Source organism: Streptomyces spororaveus, from assembly GCF_016755875.1.
Classification (GTDB): domain Bacteria; phylum Actinomycetota; class Actinomycetes; order Streptomycetales; family Streptomycetaceae; genus Streptomyces; species Streptomyces spororaveus.
On sequence record NZ_BNED01000002.1, the window covers coordinates 19,487 to 42,567 of the forward strand.

Here is a 23,081-nt window from a genome sequence, read left to right on the forward strand (position 1 = left end):
CACTTCCACTGACCGTGGTCTCCGCAACAGGTGTGGCGCTATCGCTCCGCGGGGTGAGCTCCCCGGAGCGCGCTTGACGTTGCCTGCGTCGCGCCATGTCAGTCGCGGCAAAGCGCCACCCAGTAAACGCCGCTGCGACTAAGCTCGGCGGGGGACGGTTTGTTCCGTGCCCCTGAGCGGTTGCCTCCTGATAAGGAAATGCAGTGTCGATCTGGACCGAGATGGGTTTTCAGGAAAGTCCGTATGCGACTCGCCCAGTACCTGCCTCTGCAGAGGGTGAAGCTCTGTTTGTGGGGCGTGAAGTAGTCGCTAAGAGATTGGCTAACCGTCTCACTTCATCGGACCGGCATCCGACGATCGAAGGCGAAAACGGAGTAGGGAAGACGAGTCTCGTATCCGTTGTCGGTTACCGACTTCGACGCGAGTATGAAGAAGGCGAAACGGGCCAGGCCATTATCCCGCTCGATGAGGCGTTTCAGCTGACGCCGAAAGAGACTGCCGCCTCACTGGAGCGAAGGGTCCTTCTGGCGGTTGCGAACGCGATGATCGAGCATCATGGCGTTCTGAAACGTGGCGGGCATAATGTTCCCGACGTTTCTAATGTGAAGCGCTGGTTGAATTCTCCTCTCCTGACTGGTGGAGGTGGAGGCGGCAGCGCCCTCGGGTTCGGAGCGAACGCCACTCGCACTGTTGCGGCGAATACCGGAGCCGGCTTCAACGAGGAAGGGCTGAAGTCGACCATCACTGGATGGCTTAGCCAGTGCTTCCCCACTTCGCAATCCGGCGCCTTCGTGTGCGTGCTCGACAATCTGGAGCTTCTTGAGACATCGAAGGACGCCAGGGCTCTTCTCGAGTCGATGCGGGACGGCATGCTGTCCATGCGAGGTCTCAAGTGGGTCCTTTGCGGAGCGCGAGGCATCGTCCGGACAAGTGCCTCGTCTCCGCGGCTTGAAGGAAGACTCGCTGAGCCTCTCGAGCTGGATCCCATCGCTGACGATGAGATCACCCAGGTGATCGCTCGCCGGTTGGACTACTACCAAATCAACGACTCTGCTGTAGCTCCCGTCGGACCCGAAAGCTTTAAACTCCTCTACGATATTCTGAATAAGAATCTCAGGAATGCGCTCAAATATAGTGAGGATTTCGCGTTCTGGCTGGATGATGAGGGGCATATCGGAAAGCGTGAAGACGATTTCGGTGCCCTGTTTGAAGAGTGGGTCAAGCGTGAGGCGGCAAAGAGTGCCGAACAGACGGATCTGTCCGGCACTCGCGCCTGGGAGGTTTTTGGTTCTCTCGTGTCGTATGGCGGGAGTTGCTCTCCTGGCGATTATTTCGAGTTCGGATTCCAAACACCGCAAGCCATGACCCCTCACATCAAGACCCTCGAAGATGCAAATCTTGTTCAGAGTTCGACGTCGGACGAGGATCGACGAAGGAAGACCATTACCCTGACGCCTCGGGGCTGGTTCGTTCGATATGCGCGGAGCGGGTTCGTGCTGCCGGAGTGATTGGCGTTCGTTCCGCTTAATTGATTGCGCGGGTCAGCTCTCGGTTCGCTGCCCGGGCGGCGTCAAGCTCCTCGCTGCGCTCCTCGAGCTCAGCCTGCTTATGGGCGAGTTCTTGCTCAAGCAGATTGATTCTCCGCTGGAGCTGGTCGATGTCGACCGGGGCTCCGAGCCCGGACTCCGCCCAGACGTCCTTGCCGAGCTGGGAAGACAGTCGTTTCTCCAGCTGCCGGACCTGTGAGGTGAGGCGCTTGTTGGCTTCCAGTGCGTTCGCGAGGTCAGCCTGGAGGTCCACAGTCCGGGCTCGGAGGCCTCCTTCACCTGGGGGCGAGTCGGCCCCGGTGGCGGTCGCGGACGGCCCGGGCGGCGTGATGTTGCGCTCGTCAGGGAGGGCCGACGCTGGTGGTGTGGCGCCTCAGCCCGAGGCATCGGTCTTCGCCAGCAAGGCGGACGGGGGTCTTGGCCACCACGCGCAGCGCACATGGGAGGCGCTGCGGACGGCGGGCGCGCGGGAGAGTCGCGTGGAGGAGCTCTGCGAAGCGGTCGGGTTCACTCAGCGCACGGTGGCCATGCACCTGGAGGGTCTTGCCGCGCACGGGCTGGCCGTCCAGGTCGCGGGCGGCTGGAGGGCCGCTGACGCGGTTCAGGGGCTGCCGGCTCCGCGGCCCGGTGAGCCGGTTCTGGCGGCCAGGTCCGTCGTCCCGTAGGGGGGTGTGGTCAGTCCGCGCGGAAAGCGGCCGGCTGCAGCGACTTGTGGTGCGCGCAGGACGAGCAGGCGCAGGCGTCGGACTCGACGTGCTCCGCGAGGACTTCGCACTGGAGGCAGCCGCAGTAGGCGGGCTCTCCGGGGGCCCGCACGTGCCCCGGGGGCAGAGGTTGTGGCGCCGGCCATGCGCCCGGGATGTGGGACGGGTCGCGGAAGTCCGTAGGCGAGGGGGCAGGCTCTGCGGGGGCGGGGCTGATCAGGACTCGCATGAATGCTCCCAGATCGCCTTCGTCTCGCATGGCCGTGATGTCGTCGGACTCGGCCGTGAGCATGAGCTGCGTCCCGTGGATCCCGCCCGGACAGCTGGGGCCGGGGCTCTCCTTGGGTGCTGGTGACACCGTTCCCCCCTTCCGGCCCTGTTCCCGTACGCCGGAAGTCTGCGCCGGTGGCGCCGGCCGTGGACGGGAGCCCGCGAAGCCGTCCCACCGGACGGGACCAGCGGCCGCCCGAGGTCATGCGCCGGTCCCGTCCGGCGGGACGCGACGCGCGTAGGCCTGCCCCGGCGGCCCGGTGCTGGGGGCGGCCGGGCGGCGGGCCGTTCCCGTCTGCCGGAACGCGCGGCACGGTCGTCATGCCGGGGCCTGGCATCAGCCGGCCGGTGTCTCACCGCTCGGCCCGGAAGCCCGGAAGGCTCACCTCTGAGCGGCCTGCGGCGCCCTGCGAGACTGACCGCAGGGGGCCGCAGGCCGCCACCCCCCTTTGGGGTAACCCGGGCCGGAGGGGCCGGGGTTGGGCGATCTCAGGGAGTAGTTGATGAGTGCCATGGGCGTGCCGGGTCCGGCGATCACGCAGGTGCAGCTGACCGGTCCGGCCGACGAGGTGAGTCGGCTGATGCAGGTGCTGAGCGGCGTGTCCGAGGTGATCTTCGGTCCCGTTATGCAGCCCGGGCGCGGCGGGGACGTCTCGTGCACCGCGCAGGTGGTCACGCACCCCTCCCCCGAGCCGGTGCCGGCGGGGCGGCCTGCCTCGGTGACGGTGCAGGTCGCGCTTGAGGTCGAGCCGGGGGCGGTTCCTGGTCTGCCGGGCATGGCGGCCGCGCGGCAGGTGGAGGAGTCGGTGGCCGTTGCCGTATCAGCGCTGCCCGGCGTCCGCGGGGCGAGCAGCCGGCTTGTCGCCTGCGTGGGGCTGCCCGCTGCGCGGGAGTAGCCGAAGGTGGCTGGTGCCGAGGCGCGGCTCGACGAGGCGGGTGTCGCTCTGTGGCTGACCGACTGGAAGGTCGAGATCCCCGTGGCGTGGACTCCGCGGCGGGTGCTGGCGATGGTCGGTGGCGAGCGGGCCGGACGGCTGGACTTCCTCGTCCACCCCGACGGGCAGGCGGTGTCGGTGTGGGCGGTCGAGGTGGAGCCCGAGTTCCAGCGCCGGAACCTGGGCGCGGTGATGACGGACGCGCTGTACGCGGCGTACCCCGGCGTGGATCGACCACGGCGGGCGGGGGCCGGACGGCGTGCGGTGGTGGGACCGGTATACCGACCCGGCGCCGGAACGCAACATCCACAATCGGCCGCCGTCGGAGTGGGCGCGATACTTCGACGCCGTGCAGGTGGCGGCGCAGCGGGCCAAGAATGCCTACCTGAACAGGCACTTCGGCTTGGATGGGCACCGCGCGGCCGAGTACCGGTACGGGGAGCGGCTGGAGGCCGAGGCGCAGGAGTGGGCGCTGGCCTTCCGGGAGGCTGCGGCTCAGGGGCCTGACCCGCTGGTGCAGGAACTGTACGGGGGGCTTCGGCTGGTGTTGCCGCCCCGCCTGCACCGGCTGGTGCACGATGGGCGGCGCGAGGAGGGCGAGCGGGCCGAGATGCTGCTGGACCAGATCGGTCACGGCAGCCTCCCCTACGAAGCCGGCTGGAACACCACGCAGCAGGCCGCGTTCGCAGACATGGCGCACGAGGAGGTCTTCGCCCCGGTGCTCGGAGACGGGGAGGTCACTCACCTGTCGTTCCGGGTGCGGCTGGCGGCCGGGCAGGAGGTTCCGCCTCACGATCTGCGGGCGACCTGGCTGACGTACGTCAACTCGCCGGGGTGGGGGTGGAGCTGACCGGTATGGCCTGGCGGTCCCCCGGGATGCCGTGGACCACGCATGAGGCAGGTTTCAGCCCGCCGATCGACGCCGCCGTCGCGCCGAGGGACTCGCGTAAGACCAGCCCGCAGTATGCCGAGCGGTATGACCTGGGCGGCGAGCTGCTGCCCGGCCAGCTCTCGCGGCGGTCGGACGACCCGTTCGCGGGCCGCGAGGCGGAGATCGCGGCGATGGCCGCCAAGCTCAAGGCGTCGGGCCTTGAACGCGCGCTTTCACAGCTGCCTCCGCCACCGACCATGCGGGAGGTGTTCGAGGGCCTGCAGGTTCACCAACAGGACCCCTCGCAGCGGCAGTCCCCGCGGCTGCGGTAGGACCGCGGCCGTGGGGACGCGTGGGCGGTCAGCTCAGCTCGGCGGCAAGGCGGTGGAGCAGAGCGGCCGCGAGGGCGTTGAGGGCGACGGCATCCGCGCGGGTCCAGGCCGCCGAGGCGATGGCGCCGTCGTTGTGCTGGGGGCCGCTGGTCTGGTTGAACGCCGCCTGGATCACCTCGGCGTAGCCGCGGCCTGGTCGGTAATCCGGTCCAGGAGGATCCCGTACCGGTCGGCCTGGTCCTGGTCGTCACGCTTCTTGGCCCCACCGCTCGGCCACACACCCAGCTTCCTCATCGAGGTCAGGGCAAGGCGGGTCTCGCGGATCGCGTCCGTGTACTCGCCTGCCGTGATCTGCCGGTCCGCGGTGCACAGGTGCTCGGCGGCCTGCCGGATCGGGCCGTGTGCCATCGGCAGCGGGACGGTGACGGTGAACGACGCGGTCAGGCCCACACTCTCGAGTTGCCGCTCCCAGGTGCTCGCGGCGACCCGGTAGGTCTCCTGCAGGCCTACAGCAGGGTGTGCCGTGCTCTGCGGCAGGGTCCCCTGCAGATCCAGCAGGACGGCGAGGTCGCCGCCGGCGCGGTGCTCTTCCAGGGCGAGGAGCTGGGCGGAGGTGACCGGGACGACGAGGTCGACGGCCATGCTGGTGGCCTTGGTGCGCAGCGGCACGAGGGTGGGCAGGACGGAGCCGATCCAGCCGATGCCTTCGGCCGCCCGAACCTCACCGGAGAGACTGAGGTGGTTGACGCCGTCGGCGACTTGCCGCGGTTCGGCTTCGATGCGCACGGCCAGCCGGTGCGCGCCCAGGCCGGGCAGCAGCCCCACCGCGGCGGCGCCGTGCTGCTCCGGCGCCCGCAGTCTGACGTGGGTACCGTCTTCGAACTTCATGTCCGCAACCATCCGGCCGCCTCCTGTCTTTCCGGCCCGATTGTCCGCTGCCGGCCGGCTCGCGCGCCGGTGAATTCCGACAAGGCTGCGGCAGCGTGGCTTCGGGCACACGGGCGGTGGCCGAGGCGGTAGGGTGCGCCTCAGGTGGTGCGCCCGCCTGGCCCGCGCCGAGGATGCCCATGCCGTCCGGTGCGAAAGGCCGCAAGGACTGTCCGGGGCTTACCCGGCGAAGGTCGATGACCCAGCGCGCGTGATCTGGCCTCCGTGTTCCCTTCACCGGTGGCGGCATGGGCGCCCGGGAAGTTGATGGACATGTCTCACCGCAACCGCGCCGTGCAGCGCGGAGCACGCAAGATCCGTGATCGCCAGGATGACACCGGCTACACCGAGGCTCGGGCTGCCGTCCTGGAGGGGTGGAATCTGTCGCGGATCCATCCGGGCCCCGCGGTGCTGGACGGCAAGCTCTGGTCCCGCTGGGGGCGGTGGATCTTCGAGACCCCCGACTGGCGACAGTGGCGTTTCCGCACCGGCTGTGGCCACGTACAGTCCGCCGGAGACGTTCCGCCGGATGCAGGCTCGGGTCCCGAACTCGCGGTGACCCAGTGCCTCTTGCACTGCTCCGGCGCCGATCCGGCGCTCTGCCCGCCGGTGGGCACCCAGGGCTCGAAGTACTACCGCGTCGGCTGGTGGAATGGGCACACCAGGGTTCTCCCCTTCGCCTACGACTCGGAGTACGTCCTGGTCGGGCCGCTCACGGACGCTGATGATGGCATCGTGAGCGTGCCGGGCATCACCGATGTCGTGGACCCGGCCGTGAAGGTGCTCAACCTGTAGCACTCCGGAGACGACTGTGGGGCCCGGATCTCACTCGGCGGGCCCCACGGGACCAGAAACCCTGGCCATCGGCCCTACCAGCGTACGGTCTCGCCGAGGCGGACGCCGAGGCGACCCGGCTTCGGACCCGATGTACTGCTCTCACCGGCGCGGCGCGGCATGACCTGGCTGTGGGCGCCCTAGCCTCTCGCCATGGCCGAGATGTTCGATCACGTACCGCAGGTGTGGACGGCAGGGCAGCTGCGGAACGCTCTGACCGCAGTTCCCGACGAGACCCCGGTTCATGTCGGTGTGGCTGACGGGCCGGGTGACTTCGCTGGCGGGTACGAGGAGTTCGTGCTGGTCAACGCCGAGCCCGTGGAGCTGGCAGACGGCAGCAAGACGGTCCCGCCTCAGGTCAGGTTCACGCTCTTCGCCGACGCCGCGGCAGGGGCGTACTACCTCGACGTGGACTGATCGGTGCTGAGGTCTACTGGCCGGGTGTCCGCCCGCTGGGAGCCTGATGCTGGTAAGCGGTGGCCTGCCGCTGGTCCTGCTGAGCCGGAGCACGGGGCAGGCGAGGGTCCGTCCCGCCCGCCTGGGTGACGCGCAGGATCCGATCGCGTGCCCGCGCCTCAAGACGTTCAACGAACGCCGCGATCTGCTCCTCCTCCTCGGCGGCGTACCGGTCGAGGTCGAGGTCGGCGTGCGGGCCCGTCTCGATGTCGGCGTGCGGGCCCGTCTCGATGTCGGCAAGGTCGATGCACTCGTCGTTGTCCGTCGGCGGCCTGTCGGTGGTCCGCTGGTTCAGCTGGGCGATCAAGCGCTGCTTGCGCTCGAAGTACTCGGTGAAGTCGTCTCTGTCCTCTACGACTGCTTCTTGGCGTGTCAGGCGTCCGTCGCGCTGCTCGATCGGCGGCGGGACGTAGGTGGGGGCGAACGTCTGGGCCAAACGGGCGGAGGCCTCGTTCGCGGCGGCGATGAAGGCGGGCCGGTCGAGTCGGTGAGCAGTGCCAGCGAGGCTGTCGAGGCTGGGGTCGCTGTAGTCGTGGCGTGCCACCAGGAGGTGGTCAGCGGCTGGCGCCAGTTCGAGCAGAGGCTCCCGGGCGATCGGGTCCCTGAGCAGATCGGCGTGGACGGCCAGGACGCTGCCGGGGGCGGGAGGCGGCTGGAGTGCGGCGTCCCGGGCGGAGATGACCGTGCACTGCACACCAGGCTGGAGCGCGGCGACCATCGCGCGGGTTTCCTCGTGCAGGACCACTGACTCCACGATGGTCAGCGGGGATCCCTTGCGGGCTGCGAGAGCGGCCGCTGCGGCAACGAGTGTCTCCCGTCCGCCCATGCCCTGCTCATAAATGATGAGTCCCCCGCCGTCCGCGACGAGCGCCTCAACGGTCTGCGCGATCAGGGGCGTGCGCAGCATGCTGGTGTCCAAGAGTCCTCCCGCTGGCAGTGGTTGTGGCGCCGGGCTCTCAATGCAGCGTAGGGCTGGCGGTGGGCCGCGATGCCGTCCGGCCGGGTAGCGTCCCGTGCCGGGGGGCGTGAGCCTGGCACGCGTTTTGCTGCCCGTCGGGCAGGACGCGGCGGCCGGGCGGGGGTCAGTTGGGGGCGGCGCGGAACGTGGAGACTCCGGGTCCGGGGCCTTCGCCGGCCAGGGTCATGCCGCCGGGGACATGGTCGATCCTTCCCGCTACTTGCTGGTGGTGTGTGCGCGAAGTCCTTCGGCGGCGGCCTGGCGCAGAGCCCGGACCGCACGGCGTATCTGGCTGGGGCGGGCGGCTTGGGCGGCGCGACGCTGGCGGCGGTGCTCGGCGGCCGCGGCCGCTATGAGGCGTTGCTGTCCGGCGACTCGCAGCCGCTCCTGCTGCTCGGCATGGATGGCTTCCTGTGTGAGGTGAATCAAAGGGGCTTTCCGTTCGGGGGCCAAGGCGCCTCGGTCCTGTCCGTCACGGGCAGTTTGCGCGGCGCTGCCGAGGCCCGGGGGGACGGCGGCGAGTCCGTCCCGCAGGGCGGGACAACGGGCCGGGATGGTGTTCTTCCGGTTGCGTGGGGCGGGATGCCGGTGTGCCGGGCAGGGCACGGAGGCTGGCCGCATCGCGGTGAGTCGACGACCGGGAGGTTCGGTTGCTGCCTCCGCCGGGCAGCATCGAGCCGGCGGAGGTGCCGGACGGGCCGGGATGAGCCTGCGCAGGGGTGACGCACTCGGTGACGGGGTGACGAGCCGGTGACGCACCTGGTGACGCACTCTGGCCGCTGTAAAACGGGCTCTGAGCTGGTCTTTTCGGCGACAAGCGAGGTTGATGGTGACGGGGTGACGCACTTTCCGGGCTTCTCTCTACCCCTGTTCTCCCCATCAATCTCTCAACAGAGAGAAGGGGGGAAAGTGCGTCACCCCGTCACCACCTGCAGAAGAATGTCCACGTTTTCGCAGGTCAGATGGTTGGGGTGGGTAGGAGAGTGCGTCACCGGGTGCGTCACCAGTGCGTCACCGGGTCGCAGAGTGCGTCACCAGCCCCATCACGCTCTCCTGTGCCAGTGATCCGTGACCACGTGCCACCGAGACTTAAGCGACGCGAGTTTGTGTCATCGAAGGCTGATCGAGCCGCTCCCGGTGTCGGCTCCACGCGGGTGACAGAGCCGGACGGGAGCACTGCCGGGCCTCGGTACTGGCAAGAGCTGAGGAGTGAGTATCCGCAGAGTGAACCCGGTGGGCCCGGACGCGATCTACAGGGCGCTGGCCGCTCTGGGGGCGGCGCCTGTGATGGACCCGGAGCTGTGGCCGAACGGCCCGCAGGACGATGACCGTGCGAGGCTGCTGGGCTGCCTGCTCGCCAAGACCGAGCTCGAACTTGCCGCCACGACCCGGACGAGCGCGGGAGAAAACGGCCTCGCGGTCCTTGGCGACGTATACATGGGGTGGATGGACGAGGTCGGGCCGGACAGGGACACCGCCCTCGCGGTGCTTGTCTCCCGGCTGGAGAGGACAGCGGTCCATCTCCTGGACCCCGAGGACCCGGACGCGGAGAATGCCCCGCCAGGGCAGTTCACGGCGTGGGCCGCGGTGGTAACCGCCGTGACCGCGCTCGGAGCCCACATGCACGCCCAGGACGGGGACGTGGAGGGAGTCCGCCGCGCTCTGGGGCGCGTGGAGTCCTGCATCATCCAACTGCTCCAAGGCGTCCACGATTTGCGCGTGGTCATCGGCGACGCGGACGATGACGAGGACGAGAGCGAGGACTGATCGGGGCAGTGGCCTGCCAGGCGTACACGTTCCCACGCGACCATGACGGCAGAACCCCCGCCCAGCCGACTGGGCTGGGCGGGGGCGCAGACAGGTCAGCTGGCCGGGTCGGTGGAGATCCGAAGCGGCCTGCCCGTCTTCGTGCGGGCCATCTTCTGCACGTCGACACCGCGGCGGCGCAGCGCGGGTGCGGCCCGTTGGAGACGGCCGGACAGGACCGCCGGTGTACGCGGCCAGTCCTCTGCTCTGGGCGGCGGCGTGTGCAGCTCGGGGGGAGTACGAGTTTGGGGAACAACCGGGTGCGGCTCAGCGGTGGTGCGGCGTGGCAGACGGATTTCCGTCGCCGGACCACAGGCCGGGCTCCCAGGACCGCGATGGAGGTCGCCACGGTCCGCCGCACGCTGAACCACACGCTGACCGAGTTAAAGCGGGCCATCGACCAGTACGCGGTCGCGGTCGCCGCCGACCTGTACGCCCTCGCCTGGCAGCAGGCGGCCGGAGCCCCACCAAGCGAGACCCGCGACCAGCGGGCACAGCTGAAGAACCTGAAGGAGATCCTGGGTTCCCGCCGGTGGCAGGAGGAAGAGGGCCGCCAGGCCGCCGCGGCTCCCCCGAAGTCTGTCCCCTCACAGCCTCGGGTAGCCACCGCCGCGCCCCGGGTGCGGCCGGATGTCGCCCGGGCCGACGAATCCGTCGCCCGGTCTCCACGCCGGAATCCCTCTTCCTCTGCGGCGCCCCGGCGTTCCTCCGTACCGCCCCGGCCGCCCGTCCCAACATCGGCGCCGACCCCGGACCCGTCCCCGCACGTGATAGACCGCCCACCGCGCAGGGAAGAGCCAGCATTCCTGGAAACCGGGCAGCTGTGGGAGATCGCGACCGAGCTTCGGCCGCTGCTGGAACAGACCGCTCGGACCGGCTCCACCACCACCTGGCCCCAGATCCACAAACGTCTACCGGGCCTGCCACGCCTGCACGCCGACGACCAGTGCGTGCTCCTGTGGCTGGTCGACGAAGACGGCCGGAAGGGGGAACCGCTCCTGTCCGCGCTCGTCACCGTCGGAGACCGCCAGATGCACCCCCGCTTCCCCGCCGTCGCCGAACAGCTCGGCTGGACACCCCCGGCCGGCACCCGTCCACACACCGGATGGAGCTACGAGGTCCTCAAGGCCCACCAGCATTGGCGCCACCGACGCTGACCCGGCCGGGCCGCCAGCCCTGGGCAAGCCTTTGGTACGGGAGCTTGCCCAGGTTCTCCTTGGGCTTGCCCAGACTTCGGATTCCGCATCGGAACCACTTGCCTGGACCATGGGCGGGCGCAGCTGGCTGGGGTCTCCCGGCTAGCTCTCTGAGGGTTTCGCGGAGGGCGGCAGGGCCATGTCGAGGAGCGCGTCGATGGTCTTCTTGCCCAGCTTGCTGTCGAGGTGGAGGGATCGGCGGATGATTTTCCCGACGGTTTCCGGGTCGACGTTCAGCCGAGCATGTCCGAGCCGCAACGTCGCTCCGCGACGGCGGCGTGGTCGGCGTTGTGGGCAGTTGCCTTGGAGCTCCGCGGCCGCCTGGGCGCACGCCTCTGCGCAAGCGGCCGGCTCTACGGCCGACGGACTGCCATCTTGGGAGAGTTGCCCGCTCCGCCTGTGCCAGCGCGGGCTCCACCGATCTTCGGCATCGACGAGTTCGCCTTCCGCAAGGGTCGGACGGCACCGTCCTCGTCGACGTCGAGTCCTCCGGGCCAGTGGACGTATTGCCCGATCACGAGACTGGCACGGTCGCCGCATGGGGACCGGAGCTCCAACGAAGGCGGAAATGGTTTACCCCTGCGTGAAGAGAGCGCCAGCGCCTGTCCGTGGAGTAGCAGGCTTTCTTGCTGGAGGATCGGTGCATACTGCTGGAGGCGGCCCACCTGCTGGATTGAAGCTCTGCTGGCTCTCATCGTGATCAGGTAGGCATCCCACCCCAGTACCCAGCACGAGCAGCAAGGTGCTGGTCGCTGACGTCCGCCGCCCCAGACGACACGCTCACCAGCCACAACGAGACCTTCACCGAGCGGCGCGCTTGCCGGGCTCAGTTGGAGCGCGGCAGCAGCTGCCCCCCGCCAGCCCACCTCCGGGCAGTTCGGTCGCCTCATGCACGCCGCCGATTGACGGCGGGGGTACGGCGCCCAGCGAAAGTGCTGGCGCGTCACACGGCCGCTCAGGGCAGGTGACGCCACCCCCTCCCGTTGCTGGCTGCTTTTTGGCCGCTCCGAGGACTCGCAGCCGCCGGACTGGCTGGCCACGCATGCCATGTGACGGTAGGCGGTAGGCACCTGGGGCTCATGTTTGAGGCAGGTGCGGGACAGGGGGCCAGACGCGCAGTGACAGAGGTTGACGTCCGGCGGGGGCTGAGAGGGGGGACCTGCGGAGACGTCGTCTGCAGGTCAGGTATTTAGATTGGGGCCGAGCGCATTTCCGCAGGTCAGAAGCCTGTAGAGGGCAGTTGAAGGTACGTCAGGGGTTACATTGAGCGGGAGTTATGTAGCGTCAGAGGTGGCTTCTGACTGGCGAGATGAGACAAATAGTCTCCCTGTGGAGACGTCGGAGGCTCCCAAGCAAGGCCAAGAGGAGACTATTTGTCTCATCTCAGGGCGGAGTGAAAAGGGTGGTGGCGGAGCAAGGACGAGTCATGGCGACGGGCTCGTCCGAAAGCATGGGTACGTCAGCGGCTACCTTCGACACGCCAGGGGAGACTATTTCGCACCTCTGGGGAGACTTATAGTCTCCTTTCAGTAGGCTTCCTCTCGTCTGGATGCGACGCGAGGAGAACTGCACCCCATGGCCCTGCCCTTCGAGGACCCGAGCAAGCAGCGGGCTCCCGCAGAACAACCTGTCCGCAGGCGCAAAGCACCGCCAACGAGCCCGTACCGAACCCGCGGACAGGCAGCTCAAGGTGCGGTTGTTGCCATCCCGCCGGGTCATAAGGTCACGGTCGAGGAGCCGGCCAAGGCGAGTGAGTTTTTGGGACGTTCGTTTGCCATGGACAGCCTGGAGTTCCTCCGGTGGCTGGCGGTGTACTTCCACGATGACCTCCTCACCCTCCGAGTAGCGCTGTTCCTGATGGGCTCCCAGGAGCCTGGAGGGCTCATCAGGGCCACTCAGAAGGAGATCGCGACGGCTCTGAGCGCGCACCGTGTGCACGTGAACCGTTCGGTCGGCGTGCTGTACCGGCTCGGTGTCGTTCACATGGTTCAGCGCGGCATGTACCAGCTCAACCCGCAAGCCTCACTCCGAGGCGGTGTTGTAGAGGTCGAGGAGGCCGAACCGCGGGCGTTCTCGACCGGGGCGAAGGTCAAGCGTAAGATCGATCAGCTGGTTCTCATCGATTCCTTGGATCTCGATCCGAAGGTGCTGGATGAGTTCAAGAACTTGAAGCTTCCCGCACCGCACCCGCGGAAGCGGAAGCGGAAGAACGAGCCCGTCTGTGACGAAGCAGCGGAGGGATAGATGTCTGTTCAGCCTGCCGAGCAAGAAGCACCGCTGCTGTGGGTCTCGGTGCCCGTTTTCGCCTGGCTGCCGAAGTTGCCGGGGCCAGCACTCCAGGTGCTCTTCTACCTCTTGGGCACGCAGCAGCAGGGCGGCCGGATCGTCGCGACCCACAAGGAGCTCGGAGAGTGGCTCGGCATGGACCGGGCACACGTGGGCCGCGCACTGAAACACCTTGAGTTCGCTCGTCTGGTCCGCCGTGAAAAGCAGGGGATCTACGTTCTGAACCCGATGTTGGCAGGGGGGCTGACCCCAGCCGACTCGAAAAACGTGATCGATGCCATGGACCCAGAAGACCGGCTGGATGTCGATGACTTCGAGGATCGGTACTTGGAACGCGTGCGCGCGGACGAGGCGCTGAAGAAGCAGCGGGCTGAAGAACGAAATGCCTCGCCTCGCCCTCCGGCAGACCTCGCAGCACATCGGCGGCGCCGACCGAAGCTCGTTTAACTCACAGAAGCAAGGAGGGGCCCCCGCCGTGTGGCGGGGGCCCCTCCTGCGTCTGGATACGGGACTACTGTAGCGCGGTGCTGAGCAGGCCGAAAGACCGGGAGAACGCTTCCCGCGAGGTGCGCCACCGGCCCTGCCGGGCAAACAATCATGGTCCTCCCCGCCGCGCTCGTCGCCTATCTCTCCGTTGACCCCGTCTTCTTCCTCCGATCTTCACCACACTGCTGCCGTACACGGCGACACCTGGGCGCCTTTCGTGCTTGCCTCCGGCCTCGGCGAAGGAAGGACGGGCACTGGTGGAGTGTGACGGATCCGAATACGACGCCCGCCCAGTCCCAGCAGTGACAAGCCCTGCTGGAAGGCGTCGACGGAGCAGAGAAAGCAGCAGCCGAGACTGGCCTTCACCTGCCCGAGCCCCTTGTCCCCCTGGGGACTCTGGGTTGTTCCGGCAGGCAGATCGCCCTTCCCCACCGGGCGCATCATCAGCAGCCCTGAACGGCAACACCCCGTGGGCAGTCACACGAAACTCGGCTCAGAAGAGGACACAGGAGCATCGTGAGCCGAGCGGGACTTCTCAAAAACCCTTGTGTCGCGCCAATCCATGCCTGGGGTGCTAACGCCGTTAGCACCCCAGGCATGGCGTTGCTTCGTCCCCTGGCTATGTCGATGAGTGAGGGGTTCTGGCACAGATCTTGGGGAGACGTCGCGGAGCGTTACCTTGATGTTCGATTGTGAGGGGGCGGTTCGCGTGAGACCGCGTACGCCTTGTCGTTAGGCGATCAGAACTGACGCTCCCTCAGGGGTCTGCCGGCCGCTACTGCGGCTGCTTGTCGACGGTGATGGTGCTGGTCATGCAGACCGATGCACCGTTCTGGGACTCGTTGGTGTTCGCCGGAATCGATGATGTGGATGTCGAGACGGTGACGGCCGGGTTCGGCACGGTCGAGGTGGTGGCGAGAGGGCGCGAGGCCGAGGCGTCATGCCCGGACTGCGGTCGCGTCTCGGGCAGGGTCCACGACCGGTACCAGCGCCGACTGAAGGACCTGCCGCTCGCTGAGCAGGGGTTTACGATCCGGCTGACCGTCCGGCGCTTCATCTGCGGGTCGGCGGACTGCCCGCGCCGGACCTTTGCCGAGCCGTTCTCCCGGCTGGCCACCCCGCATGCAAGGTTCACCACTCGGCTCAACCACGCCTTGGAGCGCGTAGGGCTCGCGTTGGCCGGGCGGGCCGGAGCTCGCCTGGCTGCCCAGCTGGGCTTCGGCGCCGGACGGATGACCTTGTTGCGCAGGGTCATGGCGCTGCCTGATCCGCAGTTCAGTACTCCGCGTGTGCTCGGCGTGGACGACTTCGCAATCCGTCGCGGTCAGACCTACTTCACGGTCTTGACCAGCGTCGAAGACCATCGTGTGGTCGATGTGCTCCCAACCCGTGAAGCCGGACCGCTGGCTGCCTGGCTGGTCCGTCACCCCGGCGTGGAGATCATCTGCCGAGACCGGGCGGGCGCCTACGCCGAAGGAGCTCGCCTCGGAGCCCCCGACGCTGTGCAGGTCGCCGACCGGTTCCATCTGTGGCAGGGACTCGGCCGGGCCGTGGAGACCTGCGTCGCCGCCCACCGCGACTGCCTGCGCCATCCGTCACCCAGTGCTGCCGAGGGCCATCCCGGATCCTGGCCGGCCGCAGGACAGCTCGGAGCCCGTCGGCCGGCGAGCCGAGCGGAAGAAGGCAGCGCACGCCTTGGTCCACGACCTTCTTGCCCAAGGTCACTCACGCTGGGCGATCGCCCGGCACCTGGGCTGGGGCCTCAACACCGTCCTCCGGTACGCGAACGCCCCCAGCTGGCAGGACACCTTCCGCGAGAACCGGCCCCGTCCCAGCAGGCTGGACCCCTACAAGCCCTACCTGGAACGACGCTTCGCCGCGGGATGCACCAGCGTCACCCACCTCCACAACGAACTCCTCGCCGACAACGCGCCCGTCACCTACCAAATGGTCCGCGCCCACATCGCCATCCTCCGCGGGACGCCTGCCGGCACACCGACGAGGCCTCCGACGGTGCGGCAGGTGACCGGCTGGCTCACCCAGCACCCCACCACTCTGAGCGAGGACGACCAGGCCGCTCTGAAGGACGTCCTGGCACGCTGCCCCGAACTGGACACGGCTGCCGGACATATCCGCGACTTCGGCGAAATCCTCACCGACCGGCTCGGGACCACACTCCCCACCTGGATCGACGCAGTCGACGCCAGCCAACTACCCGGCCTCACCAACTTCGCGCTCCACATGCTCCGAGACCTCGACGCCGTGACCGCCGGACTCACCCTCCACTGGAGCTCCGGCAGCATCGAAGGCGCCGTCAACCGCATCAAAAAGATCAAGAGGCAGCTCTACGGACGAGCCGGCTTCCACCTGCTGCGGAAGATGATCCTGCTCCAGTAGCAACTTGTAGTGTGGGGAGACTGTCATGAGGGGTGATCGATATAAGCAGGCGACGGTACGTAGCCAGGGGGGTACCCGGCGGGTATCGCATTTGGGACAACAAGGGGCAGCGGTGGTGGGGCGACCACTACGAGCTCTGCCCTGACGCTCTCCTGACGGAGCTGAACGGCGCTGCCGAACCCGCGAAGCTCACCGCTCTCCTCAAGCAGTACCGAGCACAGAAACGCTGACGGAGCGAGCGACCGGTTTGGAGCATGGTCGGGTGGGCGTGGCCGAACTGGCCTCGGCCGACTTGTTTCACTGCTTGATCAGTGGCGGCAGCGTCCAGCTCAGCACTTCGCCTCTTGGACGGCCGACTCGCTCACCTGATCTCCAGGAAGCACCTCCTCGAACAACGAGGTGACGCTCCGCGATGGCTCCCCAAGATCTGTGCCAGAACCCAAAACTCATCGATGTTGATCAACCGGTCCGCTCCACACGCCTCCCGAACTTCTCGACGAATGACTCCTCCGGACATCGTCATAGCCAGTTCCCCATGCGCCTGGCCGGGTCTTCCTCTGCTGGGCCCTGCCGCGATCCTGGCAGCCTGCCGACCTGTCGGCGATCTGTACCGAGAAGCTGGAGCTCAGTGGCAACACGGTGCGCGAGCGGCGGTCCGCCACTCGCGGCCCGGAAGGCCAAGGGCCTACGGGCCTGACGTTCGCATGGCGATCGTGACCACCGCATCCGGAGGCGACCTGGTCTCAGACCATCGCAGCGCGGGCGGCCAGGAGCACGCTGCGCACCGGCCTCTCCCCCACGTCAGCCGGATCCTGGCGGATCTGGACCCGAAGCCGCACAAAGCGCCTGAGCCAGACGAACCAGATCTCCATCCAACGAATGGCGTCTCCGAGCCAGTGGTTGGTCTCCCAACAGGACGACGTCGGCCGGCGCATCATCGTCAGTGGTCAGCCCCGCAACAGCCTCCTACGTGCAATCCCCCACCTCGGTGAGACCGGGCAACGACCACGGCAAGGTGCCCGCTACGCATGCCGCCGATGCGTGGCACAGCGGACGGGCACCACAGACAACATTGACTGGTCCTGGACGTCTCACCACTACCAAGTCTGCATCCCGCACCGGCTCCGGATCGGACGCGCTGTCGACAGCCCCGCCCGCCAGCTCGATCTCACCGATCTCCCCGAGGTCCTCCAGGCTCAACGTCGGCACTACCGACTGTTGCGCAGGCATGGAGTCCTCATGATGGACGCCTGCTACCAGTACAGCTCAGCCCTCTGGCACAGCCTCTTGCAGCGCGGCTACCGCCTGAGCGACCGGGCAGAACCAGGACGCCCGCCTGACGTTCTTCGACTCCTACGACCGCCCGGAGGGGACCGAGGCTGGCGCGTGGCGGCGGCACGTGTACGAGGTGCGCCACCTCGGCGCCCTGCGCCTGGAGCGTCACCGGCTCGCCAACGAGTCCGGCGTCGAGGACTCCTACCGGGCGGTGACTGAGGAGCTGGCCTCACTGACGTGACCACTGCTATGAGGCGCCGCCCCGCTCGAAGTGGCGCCCCTTCCTGGCTCCGGGGCCACAACTCCGGCGTCATACCTCATCAAACCGGCCAGAGGCTGGGGAACGAGTCCAGGGCAGGCCCCACAGACCCGGGCGCGCGTTCTCATTCCGCCAAACGGCGGCTCAGCCGGTCCGTCAGCGCCAGAACGCGAGCATGATCAAACCGTGACAGCTATGCCGCGCAGGGGGCACAAGGGCCCGATCTCCCGGGGCCGCCACGCTCCTCGCTTGTGGCCCGTCTGGGTAGTGGGCCTGCTCGCCCTGCTGGTGACCCTGGCCGTGGGCTCCGGAATCTACGAATTCCTGCATGGTCTCGCGTCGAAGGAGGCCAGTCCGGAGAACCCCGTAGCTGCCCACGAGGTGGTCCGTACTGTCCTGGCTACTCTCACCTTTGCCGGTGCTGTACTCGCAGGCGTGTATGCCTACCGCAAACAGCGCCTCGCGGAAAGCGACGCTCATCGGGCCGACGAACAGCTGCTCGCTGAGCGCTTCACCACTGCCGCGGAACAACTCGGTCACGACCAGGCAGCAGTGCGCCTGGCTGGCGTATACGCCATGGCCCGGCTCGCCGACGACTGGATCGAGCAGCGACAGGTGTGCGTCGACGTTCTGTGCGCCTATCTGCGCATGCCGTACGAGCCCAATCCGGAGGCCGCCTCGACGGCGTCGGAGGGCGAATCACTGTCGTCGACGCCCGCCGCATACAAGGAAGGCGAACGCGAGGTCCGCCTCACCATCATCCGGACCATCCGCAGCCACCTGCAACCCGAAGCACCGACATCCTGGTCGGCGTGCAACTTCGACTTCACCCGCGCCACGTTCGACGGTGGGTACCTACAGGGAAGTCTTTTTCAAGGCACGGTCTCCTTCGGTGGCGCGGAGTTCAGCGGCCGCAGCTTCTACTTCGGCGGCGCGGATTTCAGCGCTGGCAGAGTCTACTTCGGCGGCGCGAACTTCAGCGGAGGCAGAGTCGACTTCCGCGGCGCGAAGTTCAGCGGAGCCAGCGTCGACTTCACCGGCGCGAAATTCAGCAGAGGCAGCGTCTACTTCGGCGGCGCGAAGTTCAGCGCCGGCAGCGTCGACTTCACTGGCGCTAAGTTCAGCGGCGGCACGGTTACCTTCATCGACGCGGAGTTCAGCGGCGGCACGGTTACCTTTGTTGGCGCGAAGTTCAGCAGAGGCAGCGTCGACTTCAGCGGCGCGAAGTTCAGCGCCGGCAGCGTCGACTTCAGCCGCGCGAAGTTCAGCGGGAGCCCGGTTACCTTCATCGACGCGGTGTACAGCGGCGGCACGGTCGACTTTGAGGACGTGACAGGCGCCCCACAGAACTGGGGACCTTTCCGGCCAACCGACGCGGGAAGGTGACCCAACAGCACTAGAGGTCCCGCAGCCCTCGAAGCCCCGGACCTCCCTCATGTGTGTTTACGCGTGATGCGGTTCGACGAGGATGTCGATTTCGTCAAGGAGCTGCGCGCCTCGGGCGTCGGTGATGCGGGCGTCGGGAGTGACGACGATGAAGCTGCCGAGCCGTCCGGCGTTGGCGTGGGCGGGTCCAACCAGGTCGCCGGGGCGGGCGCGGAGCCGGACGAGGGGTGTCCGGGGCGGATGGGGGCAGGCCGGTGACGGAGATGAGGCAGCCGGCGTTCGGGCTAGTGAAGAAGCGGACGGTGGCGTGGTGTCGGCGGGTGGGGGTGAGGTGGGCGGGGCGGCCGAGGGCGATGTCTAGCAGGGCGGTCCAGAGGTTGATGCCGAGGGCGTGGTGGAGGAGTTCGCCGATGTGGCCGGTGCCGATGCGTGCCGTGGTCTCGATGACGTACGGCCGACCGGTCGGGGTGACGATGACTTCGGTGCGGGAGGCCCCGTTGCGGATACCGACGGTGCGGACCGCCTTGCCCACCTCCCGATGGATGGCCGTTCCACCGCGGGCGGAAGCAGGGTCGGCAGGGTGTGGGCGAGTTCGACCCGGTGGGTGCCGCGGGTAGTGGTCTTGGTGGTGGTGGCCAGGTGGGTGGTCCGCCCGTGCTGGGTGAACGACTCCACGCTGTACTCGCGCCCCGGGATGTACTGCTGGAGCAGCAGCGTACGGCCTGCCGTCGCCGCGTACATGCCCGGCACGGTGTGGGCCGTCTGCCAGGCGGTGTCGGCGTCCTGGAGGCGGGCGAGGACGGTGACGCCCTGGGAGCCGGCGGCGTCAGTCGGCTTGACGATGACAGGGAGCCGCCTGCCGGGCCGCAGGAACCGGGTGCGGAGCATGGCCGGGGTGGCGATGGTGTGCGGGCGGGGGGCGGTGACGCCTGCGGTGGTGAATGCGTCGGCCATGGCGGCCTTGTCGCGGGTTTGGGGGCTCCACTGCCTGGCTGCCTCTGCTCACAGATGGAGGGCAGCCGGCGCGGCTCCTGACGCGCTGAACATCCGCCGGAACCTGCCTATCCACCGCAGCGACCACGACGCTGCGGCCCCGGCCCCGGGTGGGAAGAAGCAGCGCGGCCTGAGGGGCCTCGGCCCACCGCAGGCATTCACAGGAGATGCGTGGGCGGCCTGGTGGTGGAACCTTGAGAGCAGTTTCGTTTGTGAGGAGCGCCTGTAGGCGTTCTTCGGGTACTGCTCGGGGCCGGCCGCAGGCCCCACGGGCTGATCTCGTTAGAGAGCTTTGGCTGCCTACGCAGTCGTCGCACTCTCACACAATGGCGCGATAGCTAGCGCGAGTTCGGCGTGGGCAGGCAGCTGATCGGACCGCACGGCGCTGTGCGCCGTCGAAGACTTCAGCACCCTGGGCTCCCGCCATCCAGGGAGACCGATGCCGCTTCCGAGGCCCGAAGCAGCTGTAGTGCTGTACCGATTGGGAGGTGTCGCTTCCCCTATCCCGGCGTGCACCTAGTAATGTTCGGCCCCATGAGCATCCCAACCCCTCGGGGGGACAGAGAGAAACTAATCACCTCTCTCACCCCGCAGCTGCGTAGGCACCTGAAGATCCGCGCGTTTGAGCACGGAATGGACATCCAGGACGCAACCGAGCACGCCATCAAGGCTTGGTACCTGGCCGTCGACGTTCCCGAAGTCGACACCGCCAAGGCGAAGACCTGGGGCACCTTCCTCCCGGCGGGTGAACCTGAGACGTTCAAGGGCGCCTGCACCGAGCGGGGCGTCACCTACGTCCAGGGGCTTGCTCAGGCAGTCACGCTGTGGCTGGAGAACCACCCCTCTCCGACGGCGCCACTCACAGCTCAGCCGGTCACGCGCGTGATAGTCGCCAACCAGAAGGGTGGCGTCGGGAAGACCTTCATTTCCTCGGGGATCGCGCAGGCGCTCGCCGAAGACGGACGCCGCGTCCTCTTGGTCGACTACGACCCCCAGGGACACCTCACCGCGGAACTCGGGTTCGAAGACGTCATGTACGAGGACGACGTCGAGACCTTGCTGATGCACATGGAGGGCTCCGCCAAGGGCGACATCCGCGACCTCCTGGTCGCTCTCGACCACAAGCGGTTCGGCGAGCGCCTCCACCTGCTTCCCGCTTCCGATGACGCCTTCCTGCGCGACGTATCGCTGTCGAAGGTCAGCTTCAGCGAAGCCGCTCTGGAACGGGCTCTCGAACCCCTCGAGGACGACTACGACGTCATCATCATCGACGGGCCCCCCAGCCTCGGGCTGAACATGGACACCGCCCTGTACTACGTGCGGCGTCGTGAGGGCGAACTCGCCGACAGGTCCGGAGTCATTACCCCGGTGTGGGCCAACAGGGCCTCTCACCGCGCCTTCCGTCTCCTGAAGAGCCAGATGGACGACCTGTGCCGCAAGGGACGCATCCAGGTCGACTACCTGGGCCTCGTCGTCAACGCCTACGACAGTCGGCGCGGCAAGCTCGTGAAGGAGAACAAGGACCAGTGGGAGCGAAGCACCTCCCCCACCGTCCTCGCCGTGATCGGTGACCTCAAGGAAGGCCGGGAAGCCGCCGACGGCGAGATCCCGCTCCTGGAGTACGCCCCTGACAGCGACCACGCCCAGGCCATGCGCGACCTGGCGAAGGAGCTCGCCGTATGACTCCCCCCACGCAGCGAGTCACCCGGGGCTTCAGCCTCGACGACGACTCCGACACCCAGTCCTCACCGCGCCGCATCCGGACCCGTCAGCAGATCATCTCGGGAGAGGGCAAGCGGCCGCCGGCAGCTGTGCCGCTGACGGATCTGGCGCACAACCCGTTCAACCCGCGCACGGAACTCCTCGATGTCGAGGAGACCGCCGAGTCTCTCCGGGCCAAGGGGCAGATCCAGCCCGTCACTGTGGTGCGCCGCGAGGCGTTCCTCGCTGCGCACCCTGGGCAGGAAGATGCGCTTGGCGAAGCCCCGTACGTGGTCATCGACGGAAACCGACGCCTGGCCGCAGCCCACGCGGCAGGAATCGACGAACTGCGCATCGATGTCCACGACGCCCTGGCCGAGACCTCCGAGGGAATCCTCGAGTCGGCTCTGATCGCGAACATCCACCGCGTCGATGTCGATCCTCTGGACCAGGCACGAGCGATTCAGCAGCTGGTGAAGGCCCACGGAGAGCAGCAGGTTGTAGCTGCTCGCCTCGGCAAGACACCGGCATGGGTCTCCCAGCGGCTGTCCCTGTTGAAGCTCCCCGAGGACCTTCAGGAGAAGGTCGAGACCAGGGAGCTGACGGTCAAGGACGCCCGGCGCATCGGTGGTCTGCCCGCCGGAGAGCAGCACGCGGCGGCCGAAGCGGCGATTAACCGGGTTAAGCCGCCCCGCAAGCCGCGCGGCACCGCCCCCGATTCACCTGCTTCGACCGGAGCGCCTTCGACCGCAGCGGAGACATCCGAAGCCGGTGGCGCGCCTGCCAGCGTCTCAGTCCCCACGCAGTCGGCGGGCGCCGACCTCGCTGATGATCAGGACGCCCAGCCGATTAACCCGGTTAATCGAGACGCTGCAGACCCGGATCCGCTGGCCGTGTTCGCCGACTATGTCGACCGGGCTCAGCAGTTTGCCGCCGAGATGGAAGACCTGGCATCCATCCACCGGAAGGCTGTCCTTGCCGACTGGCAAGAGGCGGACATCCTCCTCAAGGCGCTTCGGCGCCACCTGGACCTGGTCACCCAGCAACTGCCGGCACCAGAGACCGACGCGTAGATCAGGATGCCGAAGGCCGCGCTCGCCCTCAGATGGGGCTGGGCGCGGCTTTCGGCATTTTGGTCCGTCTCCCGCTCTGCACCCCGGCCTGACGGCAGCCACCCCCGGTGTCGTTTCTCACCGAAGGCAGACACCCTCATCCAGTGTTGACCGCAGCAGGTCCGTGCCTGTCGGCCCCGTTCCTCCACAGCCGTGGGCCACTGTCCAGATAGCCATGGTGAAGAGGTACGCAAGGGTGGATGGAGGGTCACGTCAAGGGCGCCCAATGGGACAGAGGACGGCGTTCTACAGGGCGCTGCTGTCGATTAACCGGGTTAATCGACAGCAGCCAACGTCCCGATGGTCGAGCAACGAGTAGTTATCACCCGACCCGCAATCGGGCGATCGGT

At 67.7% G+C, this 23,081-nt stretch carries 25 protein-coding genes and 2 pseudogenes; 17 read left to right on the forward strand and 10 right to left on the reverse strand.

The window, feature by feature from the left end:
* Positions 1 to 203: 203 nt before the first annotated feature.
* Positions 204 to 1,508, forward strand: coding sequence for a helix-turn-helix domain-containing protein (locus tag Sspor_RS00345; protein WP_202197149.1), 1,305 nt, complete (start codon positions 204 to 206; stop codon positions 1,506 to 1,508).
* Between the two features lie 16 nt (positions 1,509 to 1,524).
* Here Sspor_RS00345 and Sspor_RS00350 read toward each other — a convergent pair whose 3' ends face one another.
* Positions 1,525 to 1,800: a hypothetical protein gene (locus Sspor_RS00350; RefSeq protein ID WP_237403557.1), complete on the reverse strand. Its 276-nt coding sequence runs from the start codon at positions 1,798 to 1,800 to the stop codon at positions 1,525 to 1,527.
* Positions 1,801 to 1,912: 112 nt separating this feature from the next.
* Between Sspor_RS00350 and Sspor_RS00355 the strand changes: the two genes are divergently transcribed.
* Entirely contained in the window at positions 1,913 to 2,212 is a 300-nt protein-coding gene (locus Sspor_RS00355; protein ID WP_202197150.1) for a LexA family transcriptional regulator, read from the forward strand.
* 10 nt (positions 2,213 to 2,222) lie between these two features.
* On the opposite strand, the gene Sspor_RS00360 is transcribed toward Sspor_RS00355, so the two are convergent.
* Positions 2,223 to 2,609 (reverse strand): hypothetical protein, encoded by a 387-nt coding sequence (locus Sspor_RS00360; protein ID WP_202197151.1) that lies wholly within the window; start codon positions 2,607 to 2,609, stop codon positions 2,223 to 2,225.
* Positions 2,610 to 3,024: 415 nt separating this feature from the next.
* Between Sspor_RS00360 and Sspor_RS00365 the strand changes: the two genes are divergently transcribed.
* From Sspor_RS00365 to Sspor_RS00375, 3 genes are all read left to right on the forward strand, one after another.
* Positions 3,025 to 3,417: a hypothetical protein gene (locus tag Sspor_RS00365; RefSeq protein ID WP_202197152.1), complete on the forward strand. Its 393-nt coding sequence runs from the start codon at positions 3,025 to 3,027 to the stop codon at positions 3,415 to 3,417.
* Positions 3,418 to 3,715: 298 nt separating this feature from the next.
* Positions 3,716 to 4,306: a hypothetical protein gene (locus tag Sspor_RS00370; protein WP_202197153.1), complete on the forward strand. Its 591-nt coding sequence runs from the start codon at positions 3,716 to 3,718 to the stop codon at positions 4,304 to 4,306.
* Positions 4,291 to 4,659, forward strand: coding sequence for a hypothetical protein (locus Sspor_RS00375; protein WP_202197154.1), 369 nt, complete (start codon positions 4,291 to 4,293; stop codon positions 4,657 to 4,659). Before Sspor_RS00370 ends, Sspor_RS00375 begins: the two co-directional genes overlap by 16 nt.
* A gap of 28 nt (positions 4,660 to 4,687) precedes the next feature.
* Here the strand turns inward: Sspor_RS00375 and Sspor_RS00380 are convergent, their stop codons facing one another.
* Both Sspor_RS00380 and Sspor_RS00385 read right to left on the reverse strand, forming a co-directional pair.
* Positions 4,688 to 4,834 carry a hypothetical protein gene (locus Sspor_RS00380; protein WP_202197155.1) on the reverse strand — a complete coding sequence of 49 codons (147 nt, stop codon included), beginning with the start codon at positions 4,832 to 4,834 and terminating at the stop codon, positions 4,688 to 4,690.
* Positions 4,831 to 5,547 carry a hypothetical protein gene (locus tag Sspor_RS00385; protein ID WP_202197156.1) on the reverse strand — a complete coding sequence of 239 codons (717 nt, stop codon included), beginning with the start codon at positions 5,545 to 5,547 and terminating at the stop codon, positions 4,831 to 4,833. Before Sspor_RS00385 ends, Sspor_RS00380 begins: the two co-directional genes overlap by 4 nt.
* Before the next feature lie 312 nt (positions 5,548 to 5,859).
* Here Sspor_RS00385 and Sspor_RS00390 point away from each other — a divergent pair, with 312 nt between their 5' ends.
* On the forward strand, positions 5,860 to 6,381 hold the full coding sequence (locus Sspor_RS00390; RefSeq protein ID WP_202197157.1) for a hypothetical protein: 522 nt from the start codon (positions 5,860 to 5,862) through the stop codon (positions 6,379 to 6,381).
* Between the two features lie 192 nt (positions 6,382 to 6,573).
* A complete protein-coding gene (locus Sspor_RS00395; RefSeq protein ID WP_202197158.1) occupies positions 6,574 to 6,837 on the forward strand; it encodes a DUF6225 family protein in 264 nt (87 codons plus the stop codon).
* A 13-nt stretch (positions 6,838 to 6,850) separates the two neighbouring features.
* Here Sspor_RS00395 and Sspor_RS00400 read toward each other — a convergent pair whose 3' ends face one another.
* On the reverse strand, positions 6,851 to 7,795 hold the full coding sequence (locus Sspor_RS00400) for a hypothetical protein (protein WP_202197159.1): 945 nt from the start codon (positions 7,793 to 7,795) through the stop codon (positions 6,851 to 6,853).
* Between the two features lie 255 nt (positions 7,796 to 8,050).
* On the reverse strand, positions 8,051 to 8,263 hold the full coding sequence (locus Sspor_RS00405) for a hypothetical protein (protein WP_202197160.1): 213 nt from the start codon (positions 8,261 to 8,263) through the stop codon (positions 8,051 to 8,053).
* Positions 8,264 to 9,043: 780 nt separating this feature from the next.
* Here Sspor_RS00405 and Sspor_RS00410 point away from each other — a divergent pair.
* Positions 9,044 to 9,601: a hypothetical protein gene (locus tag Sspor_RS00410; protein ID WP_202197161.1), complete on the forward strand. Its 558-nt coding sequence runs from the start codon at positions 9,044 to 9,046 to the stop codon at positions 9,599 to 9,601.
* 95 nt (positions 9,602 to 9,696) lie between these two features.
* Here Sspor_RS00410 and Sspor_RS41785 read toward each other — a convergent pair whose 3' ends face one another.
* A complete protein-coding gene (locus tag Sspor_RS41785) occupies positions 9,697 to 10,011 on the reverse strand; it encodes an AICE-type RepA C-terminal domain-containing protein (protein ID WP_506005365.1) in 315 nt (104 codons plus the stop codon).
* On the opposite strand from Sspor_RS41785, the gene Sspor_RS00415 reads away from it, so the two are divergent.
* Positions 9,976 to 10,797 (forward strand): hypothetical protein, encoded by an 822-nt coding sequence (locus Sspor_RS00415; RefSeq protein ID WP_202197162.1) that lies wholly within the window; start codon positions 9,976 to 9,978, stop codon positions 10,795 to 10,797. The genes Sspor_RS41785 and Sspor_RS00415 overlap by 36 nt on opposite strands.
* A 141-nt stretch (positions 10,798 to 10,938) precedes the next feature.
* Here Sspor_RS00415 and Sspor_RS00420 read toward each other — a convergent pair whose 3' ends face one another.
* Positions 10,939 to 11,094, reverse strand: a complete 156-nt coding sequence (locus Sspor_RS00420) for a hypothetical protein (RefSeq protein ID WP_202197163.1) — start codon at positions 11,092 to 11,094, stop codon at positions 10,939 to 10,941.
* A gap of 1,518 nt (positions 11,095 to 12,612) precedes the next feature.
* Between Sspor_RS00420 and Sspor_RS00425 the strand changes: the two genes are divergently transcribed.
* The 6 genes and pseudogenes from Sspor_RS00425 (at position 12,613) to Sspor_RS00440 (ending at position 18,925) form a co-directional block, all read left to right on the forward strand.
* Positions 12,613 to 13,080, forward strand: a complete 468-nt coding sequence (locus Sspor_RS00425; protein WP_202197164.1) for a helix-turn-helix domain-containing protein — start codon at positions 12,613 to 12,615, stop codon at positions 13,078 to 13,080.
* The gene (locus Sspor_RS00430) at positions 13,081 to 13,569 is read left to right on the forward strand and encodes a helix-turn-helix domain-containing protein (protein ID WP_202197165.1); all 489 of its coding nucleotides are present in this window, start codon (positions 13,081 to 13,083) and stop codon (positions 13,567 to 13,569) included.
* Between the two features lie 851 nt (positions 13,570 to 14,420).
* A pseudogene (locus Sspor_RS40095) lies at positions 14,421 to 15,143 on the forward strand (ISL3 family transposase); the annotation flags it as partial.
* A 160-nt stretch (positions 15,144 to 15,303) separates the two neighbouring features.
* Positions 15,304 to 16,005, forward strand: coding sequence for a transposase (locus tag Sspor_RS40100; protein WP_237403558.1), 702 nt, complete (start codon positions 15,304 to 15,306; stop codon positions 16,003 to 16,005).
* Positions 16,006 to 16,046: 41 nt separating this feature from the next.
* On the forward strand, positions 16,047 to 16,235 hold the full coding sequence (locus tag Sspor_RS40105) for a hypothetical protein (protein ID WP_078624200.1): 189 nt from the start codon (positions 16,047 to 16,049) through the stop codon (positions 16,233 to 16,235).
* 1,571 nt (positions 16,236 to 17,806) lie between these two features.
* Positions 17,807 to 18,925 carry a pentapeptide repeat-containing protein gene (locus Sspor_RS00440; RefSeq protein ID WP_237403559.1) on the forward strand — a complete coding sequence of 373 codons (1,119 nt, stop codon included), beginning with the start codon at positions 17,807 to 17,809 and terminating at the stop codon, positions 18,923 to 18,925.
* Between the two features lie 57 nt (positions 18,926 to 18,982).
* Here the strand turns inward: Sspor_RS00440 and Sspor_RS41415 are convergent, their stop codons facing one another.
* Both Sspor_RS41415 and Sspor_RS00450 read right to left on the reverse strand, forming a co-directional pair.
* Positions 18,983 to 19,120, reverse strand: a complete 138-nt coding sequence (locus Sspor_RS41415) for a hypothetical protein (RefSeq protein ID WP_202197271.1) — start codon at positions 19,118 to 19,120, stop codon at positions 18,983 to 18,985.
* A gap of 162 nt (positions 19,121 to 19,282) precedes the next feature.
* Positions 19,283 to 19,882 (reverse strand): annotated as a pseudogene (locus Sspor_RS00450) (ATP-grasp domain-containing protein); the annotation flags it as partial.
* Positions 19,883 to 20,452: 570 nt separating this feature from the next.
* Here Sspor_RS00450 and Sspor_RS00455 point away from each other — a divergent pair.
* Positions 20,453 to 21,601, forward strand: coding sequence for a ParA family protein (locus Sspor_RS00455; RefSeq protein ID WP_202197167.1), 1,149 nt, complete (start codon positions 20,453 to 20,455; stop codon positions 21,599 to 21,601).
* A complete protein-coding gene (locus tag Sspor_RS00460) occupies positions 21,598 to 22,692 on the forward strand; it encodes a ParB/RepB/Spo0J family partition protein (RefSeq protein WP_202197168.1) in 1,095 nt (364 codons plus the stop codon). Before Sspor_RS00455 ends, Sspor_RS00460 begins: the two co-directional genes overlap by 4 nt.
* Positions 22,693 to 23,081: the final 389 nt, after the last annotated feature.